Origin of the sequence: uncultured Apibacter sp. (assembly GCF_946479295.1) — a bacterium.
Taxonomy (GTDB): Bacteria; Bacteroidota; Bacteroidia; order Flavobacteriales; family Weeksellaceae; genus Apibacter.
Map to the genome: position 1 here is coordinate 1 of NZ_CAMLFD010000027.1, position 6,093 is coordinate 6,093.

Genomic DNA, 6,093 nt, shown 5'->3' on the forward strand with positions numbered 1-6,093 from the left:
TATATTTGGTCTACTAAAATTATCATCTAAAGAGCTATAAAAAGATCTATTTATATAATTATTCACCGTTTTCATATCAAAAGAGTTAGGATCATACTGAGAGTTACTCGTAATAGTATGCCTGTTTCCTTCCTGATAGCGGCCTCCATAATCCTGATTGGTTACTTCTATATGATTGGTTTTCGTTTGAGTTTTTCCTACAATAGCTCCGTCTATTTTTCCACTCTGGTTTGTAATAGTTGGGCCGTCATAAAATTATTGATTTATATCAGGAGCATTTTTTTGTACTTGTTCTAAGGAATCTAATATTTGTATATTTCTTAAGCTATTTTGATTTCCTAACTTTTTTGCTTCTAAAAAGTAAAATCGAGCTTGTTTCAAATCATTATTTTTTGAATATGCTATTCCTAATAAATTTACAAGTTTTGACAATTCATTCATATTATTTACACTTTTTTTATCGTATACTTCCTGTAATAATTGTATACAATTAGATACATCGCCTATTTTCAAATAGCTGTCTCCTAAATAATGTATTACTTCTGGATACTTTTTTTTATCAACCCAATTAAAATATATAATTGCTGCATTATAATTTTCTGTATCAAATGCTTTTATACCTTTAGTAAAATTTTCTTCGTTAGAATCTGTAAATAAAAAAAGTTTAACCATTCCAATAAAAACAGGGATAGCTAAAAAACTAATAAATAAATATATTTTTTTCATTATTTTTTAATTTAGATTAAAAATCGGAGAAAGAGTGTTATAGAAAATATAATTGTTATAATATATACATATCTACTATTAGTAGCATCCTTTACATTTATATTTTGTTTAAACACTGTTGTAATTAATGTAGGCATAAAAAAAAGTAATAAACCTAAAATAATTGAATAATTATACTTTAATAAATCGAAAAAAAGTATAATTTTATTGGGTGATTGATTAATTTTTCGTAACCCGAAAAAAGGAATCGTATCCGCTTGTTTCTTATTAGAAAACCATAAAGCATGATATGAAGGCATATTATTGATTACTTTATCATAATCTTTCTTTTTTACATAAAAAGATATATCCATATTGTCCGCTTTCTTATCTATTCCCCATAACCAAACAGTTAATCCTTGAGTAAAATAACCATATTGTCTAGCTATTTGTACATTGCCTTTTTCATAACTATAAGTAACTATTGTAGCTTTATAACCACTATAGGAAGAACTAATATTTTTAGCCTGATACCAGTCGATTTTATCAATTGAAACAATATCATATAGGGTTAAAGATAATGAATATATAAAATAAATAAGCCATAAGGTTGAAAATAATTTTTCAATTATATAGTATTTTTTTGCATTAATCATTTCCTGCAATAACATTAATTTTAGCACGTGCTTCTGCTTCCTCTTTTTTCATTGCTTCTAATACATCTTTTGCTTGCCCTTCAAGCAAAAAATTACTAATAGCTTTTGCTAAGTCTTGCAATAATCCAAAATATAAATTTCCTCCTTTTGTACCATCCTTATCCAAACTTGGTCTACTGATTTGATCTTTACCAAAATTTAATAATGCTTGTCCTGACATTTTTAATGCATCTGATTTTTCTATAGAACTGTACTGAGAGTTACTCGTAATAGTATGCCTGTTTCCTTCCTGATAGCGGCCTCCATAATCCTGATTGGTTACTTCTATATGATTGGTTTTCGTTTGAGTTTTTCCTACAATAGCTCCGTCTATTTTTCCACTCTGGTTTGTAATAGTTGGGCCGTCATAAAATTATTGATTTATATCAGGAGCATTTTTTTGTACTTGTTCTAAGGAATCTAATATTTGTAAATTATTTTTACTATTTAAGTTTCCAAGTTTGTGAGCTTTTTCCAAAAAAAATCTTGATTTTTTTACATCTTTATATAGATATAGAACTCCTATCATATTTACAAGATAGCTATAATTATCATCATTACTATTTAAAACATTCAATTCATATGTTTTAATAAAATTATTTAAAGCCTTATCATATTGATCTGTCCGTAAGTATGCTTCTCCTAAAGCAAAATATGCTTCTGGATATTTTTGGAAATCAGCAATTTTAAGATATTGGATAGATTTTTCAAATTCTTTTTTATTTATAAATTCAATTCCTTTTTCATAATTATTTTCAACTGCGAAAAAATTCTTTTTTATTATGACTATTAAAAATGCAAAAGCAATAATCCCTACTAGTATTTGTATTGTTTTTTTCATATTATGAGATTAAAAAAAAATATTATAAAATAAATTATTATGAAACCTCCAATTTTTTTTTGTAATTCTATGTTATCACTTATTTTTATATTTTTTTTGAATATTTTTTTTAATAAAAATATTAAAATATAAGGAAATAAAATAATAATTAAAGATGAAATAATAGAAAAGTTATATTTCCAAATATCACAAAATAATATTATTTTATTTGATTTAGAATTTATTTTTCGTAAACCAAAAAAAGGAACAGACTCTTTTTCTTTAAGATTATTGCCAAATATATCTTTTCGATATTTTATCGTTTTATTTTTTATTTTAATATAATCTTTATCTCTTATATAAAAAGATATATTTTCTTTATTCTTTTTTTTATCTATATTCCATAGCCAGGTATTTATACCCTCAAATAAACCTGGATATTCACGACTTATTCTTACTCCTTCCTTCTCGTAAGCATAAGTAACAGTTGTGCTTCTTCGGCTTGAATATACTTCTGTCTTATTTTGTGCACCTTTCCATTGTAAGAAAGTCAAATGACTAAAATCATAAATGCTATTTATTACACTCCATATAAAGTATAAAATCACAACATTTACAGAAAATAAATGTAATGTAAGGTTAGTTATTTTGTTCATATATTAATCTAATCTTTACCTGCTAATACATTAATTTTAGCTCTAGCTTTAACTTCTTCATCTAGTAGAGCTTTTTGTAAATCTTCTGCTTGTTCTTTTAATATAAAGTTAGTAATACCTTTATATGCATCTTGAATTAATCCTAAAAATATTCCACCTCCTTGAGGTCCACTTTTACCAAAAGAAGGAAGACCTTTTTGATCTTTAACTGTATTTTTAACAGCATTTCCTAATGAAGGAACAATTTCTGACTTTCCAATAGGATTATATTGCGAGTTTACAGTAATAGAATGCCTATCCACTTCCTGATAGCGGCCTCCATAATCCTGATTGGTTACTTCTATATGACTAGTTTTCGTTTGAGTTTTTCCTACAATAGCTCCGTCTATTTTTCCACTCTGGTTTGTAATAGTTGGGCCGTTTTCTTCTATATCATCTAACCTAACAGAACTGGATTTCTCATTCGTAACAACTTGAGAAGTCCGATTACCTACATTTTTTTGGCCTACATCTGCTGCTCCTCCAGCATCATTAACATGTTCATACACTTCTTTACCGGTGTCTGGTGATTTTGATATATCTGTATTTTCTACTACTTTTAAAGGATCACTTTCAAATCCACCAATATAATCTTTAACTGTATTTCCATCACTTGTAGGTATATTTCCATATGCAATATTTTTACCTTTATCTATACCCCATCCAATCCCATATGCTGTACCCGCACTTATAGCAAATCCACCTAAATAATTAGCTCCAGCGCCTAACCCAAATTCAATAGTTATAGCCTTAGCAGATACTGCGGTATTACCCAATGCGCTTAAAGCTGGATATATTAAATATGAAAGAGCTATTACTCCTACTACATCAATAAGTGTGCTACCTATAGTAATATTTGTAAATTCATCAGCAGCTTTTTCCGAATAAAGAATTATGACTGTACCTCCTAATCGACAGGGAATTTGTGAATTTTCCAATAACGGGGGAATATTTGCAGTTAGCACATTGGTATCATAAGGTTGCCATTTGTGTAATAACATTCCACAAATGGAAGGTGTTAGAGAAACCCCTAATCCTGCTGCAGTTCCTGCTGCTGCACAAGCAGCAACTGCTAATGCTCCTCCAGTTAATACTGAACCGGCAACTAAAACAACACCGACTACCGCCCCAATGATACCTCCGGCTATAGCCATTCTACCGCAAACAAAATTACCTCCCGGCCGGTCTTCAATGGTAGCTTTCAAATGATTTCCTGCTATAAATACTTTATTATGGCTGGTTACAGCTATTTGCTGCTTTTTCATACCTTTAGAACATACCAGCCATGCCCCGTCCGGCACATATAATTTGCTCATATATTTTCTAAATTTTCGGTTAAACTTATTTTATGTTCTGTGAGATGTGTATAATTATTTGCAGCTTGTTCTTTTATTTTAGAATGACATTCCAACATGATTCCCTGTTGCATATCAAAAGTATACTCCAAAGACCAGGTAAACTGATAATTAAATTCCTGTTTTAAAAAATCTCTTAGTTTGGAATTATAAATAGCCTTGAGATGTTTGTTTTTTTCAATATCTGCTTCAGAAAAAAATTTAATTTTTACTGAATAATTATTCTTTTCTATTTTTTGTTTGGTTATTAGAAATATCTCTTCCTGGTTAAATATTTGTGATGTATATTTTAAAGGAGCAATACTGTAAAATGTATCCGAAATTGTGTATGATTTATATAAATCCATAAAGAACAAACGGTGTAATAAACTGTTTTTTAATAAAGGAAGTGAATTTTTAAAATCATTATCACCTCCTTCCAGCATTTGTTTTTCTTCCAGAGTATCGCCCATTTCCGGTGAAAGTTCCTCTTTAAGCAATAACCATTTATCTTCTATATCTTTTTGATTTAGAATTTCCTTTATCTCGCCGCTTGGTCTTAATTTTACATTTAAATGCTCAAAATTTAAATCTCCTTTTTCGAAATATTCAATAGCATACTTCTGTTCTAAAATACTTTTTAAAACTAGCCAGTTTTGTAATGAAGTATTGAGTAGTTGGATTTCTATTATTAGGCTTTCTGATTGCATAGAGCAAAAATAAAAGAAAAAAATCCAACTCTTTGAGTTGGATTTTTGTTTAGTTTTTAATTTATTATTTCAAGTATACCCTGTAATAATATAACATATCTACCTGGATTTAGCTCTGAAACACCAAAACAAAACAATAAATATTTATTTTTTATGCTTTTAAAGGTAAAACATGGAGAAAAGTCTGTATTTTTGACATAATAATATTTTAATTCATCAGGATTATTATATTCAGGAATTTTAGATTTTAATTTTAATTTTTCTACTATTTCATTATAAAAAAATTGTTTATCTTCTATATTTAAAAGATTTTTTTTTATCAAAACTGATTTACTAAATAATGAAAATGTTGATAAATAATTATTTTCAAAATCGGAAAAATTAATTTTAATTTGCTCATTATCTATATCATATATAAAAGTCTGTTTATATAATAATTCTAATGTTCCATCAAATAATTTTTCATATTTGGTGTTTTTTTTATCCTGTATTCTTTTTATTTGCATTCTATACGTTTTAAATAACCTTCTTCAATTAATTGAGCAATATTCTTATCACCTGTAAAATATTGAGTACCCATTCCTTTTTGACCAAACCAAGGTATGGCAGGGCCAGCATCTACTTTTAGTGGTTTTATTACTTCATAAAACCTTAAATTACTAGAAACATTTGAAGAGATAGGAAGAGCTCTTGATTCAAAACTTGCTCCTAAAGGTGCCAAAAACCTACCCCCTTCATGGCCATACCTATCTAATTTAGTTCCTACAGGCAATGTTATTTCTTCAATATTTGTAAAACCTTGATTAGGCGGCCAAGATCCATTTCCCATAAAGTCTTCTAATGCTTTCCAATCTTCCGCTTTAAACAATTTATACGCATCAGATGCTTTTTTATTTTTATTAAATAAACCAGCAGATTTTTTTTGAAAAACATTCCATGTATTAGGCATCAACCCGAAAGGGTCGACCATCGTATTTGAGTCGTGAGTATAGGCGTATAAATTTGGGTTATTCCCAGCGAGTCCTATAGGGTCTTTGCTTATATAAGTTCCTGAATTACTATCGTAATATCGGAAACGGTTATAATAGAGTCCTCCAAGTTCCTCATCCTCATACTGACCAAGCTGCCTGAAAG

General features: G+C 28.5%; 9 protein-coding genes. All 9 read right to left on the minus strand.

Going from position 1 to position 6,093, the window contains the following annotated elements:
- Window positions 1-255: 255 nt before the first annotated feature.
- Window positions 256-726, minus strand: a complete 471-nt coding sequence (locus tag Q0T35_RS10920) for a hypothetical protein (RefSeq protein ID WP_295813102.1) — start codon at window positions 724-726, stop codon at window positions 256-258.
- 11 nt (window positions 727-737) lie between these two features.
- Entirely contained in the window at window positions 738-1,376 is a 639-nt protein-coding gene (locus tag Q0T35_RS10925) for a hypothetical protein (protein ID WP_295843097.1), read from the minus strand.
- Window positions 1,354-1,581 (minus strand): hypothetical protein, encoded by a 228-nt coding sequence (locus Q0T35_RS10930; protein ID WP_295843099.1) that lies wholly within the window; start codon window positions 1,579-1,581, stop codon window positions 1,354-1,356. Before Q0T35_RS10930 ends, Q0T35_RS10925 begins: the two co-directional genes overlap by 23 nt.
- 192 nt (window positions 1,582-1,773) lie before the next feature.
- Window positions 1,774-2,241, minus strand: a complete 468-nt coding sequence (locus Q0T35_RS10935; RefSeq protein WP_295813096.1) for a hypothetical protein — start codon at window positions 2,239-2,241, stop codon at window positions 1,774-1,776.
- Window positions 2,238-2,876, minus strand: a complete 639-nt coding sequence (locus tag Q0T35_RS10940) for a hypothetical protein (RefSeq protein WP_295843101.1) — start codon at window positions 2,874-2,876, stop codon at window positions 2,238-2,240. Before Q0T35_RS10940 ends, Q0T35_RS10935 begins: the two co-directional genes overlap by 4 nt.
- Window positions 2,877-2,884: 8 nt before the next feature.
- Window positions 2,885-4,231, minus strand: coding sequence for a PAAR-like protein (locus tag Q0T35_RS10945; RefSeq protein ID WP_295843103.1), 1,347 nt, complete (start codon window positions 4,229-4,231; stop codon window positions 2,885-2,887).
- Complete coding sequence (locus Q0T35_RS10950) at window positions 4,228-4,959, minus strand: hypothetical protein (protein WP_295843104.1); 732 nt, start codon at window positions 4,957-4,959, stop codon at window positions 4,228-4,230. Before Q0T35_RS10950 ends, Q0T35_RS10945 begins: the two co-directional genes overlap by 4 nt.
- 56 nt (window positions 4,960-5,015) lie before the next feature.
- Window positions 5,016-5,465 carry a hypothetical protein gene (locus Q0T35_RS10955; protein ID WP_295843106.1) on the minus strand — a complete coding sequence of 150 codons (450 nt, stop codon included), beginning with the start codon at window positions 5,463-5,465 and terminating at the stop codon, window positions 5,016-5,018.
- Window positions 5,456-6,093, minus strand: a 638-nt coding sequence (locus Q0T35_RS10960) for a glycohydrolase toxin TNT-related protein (RefSeq protein WP_295843108.1), incomplete at its 5' end; no start/stop codon positions are given. The genes Q0T35_RS10955 and Q0T35_RS10960, both read right to left, overlap by 10 nt.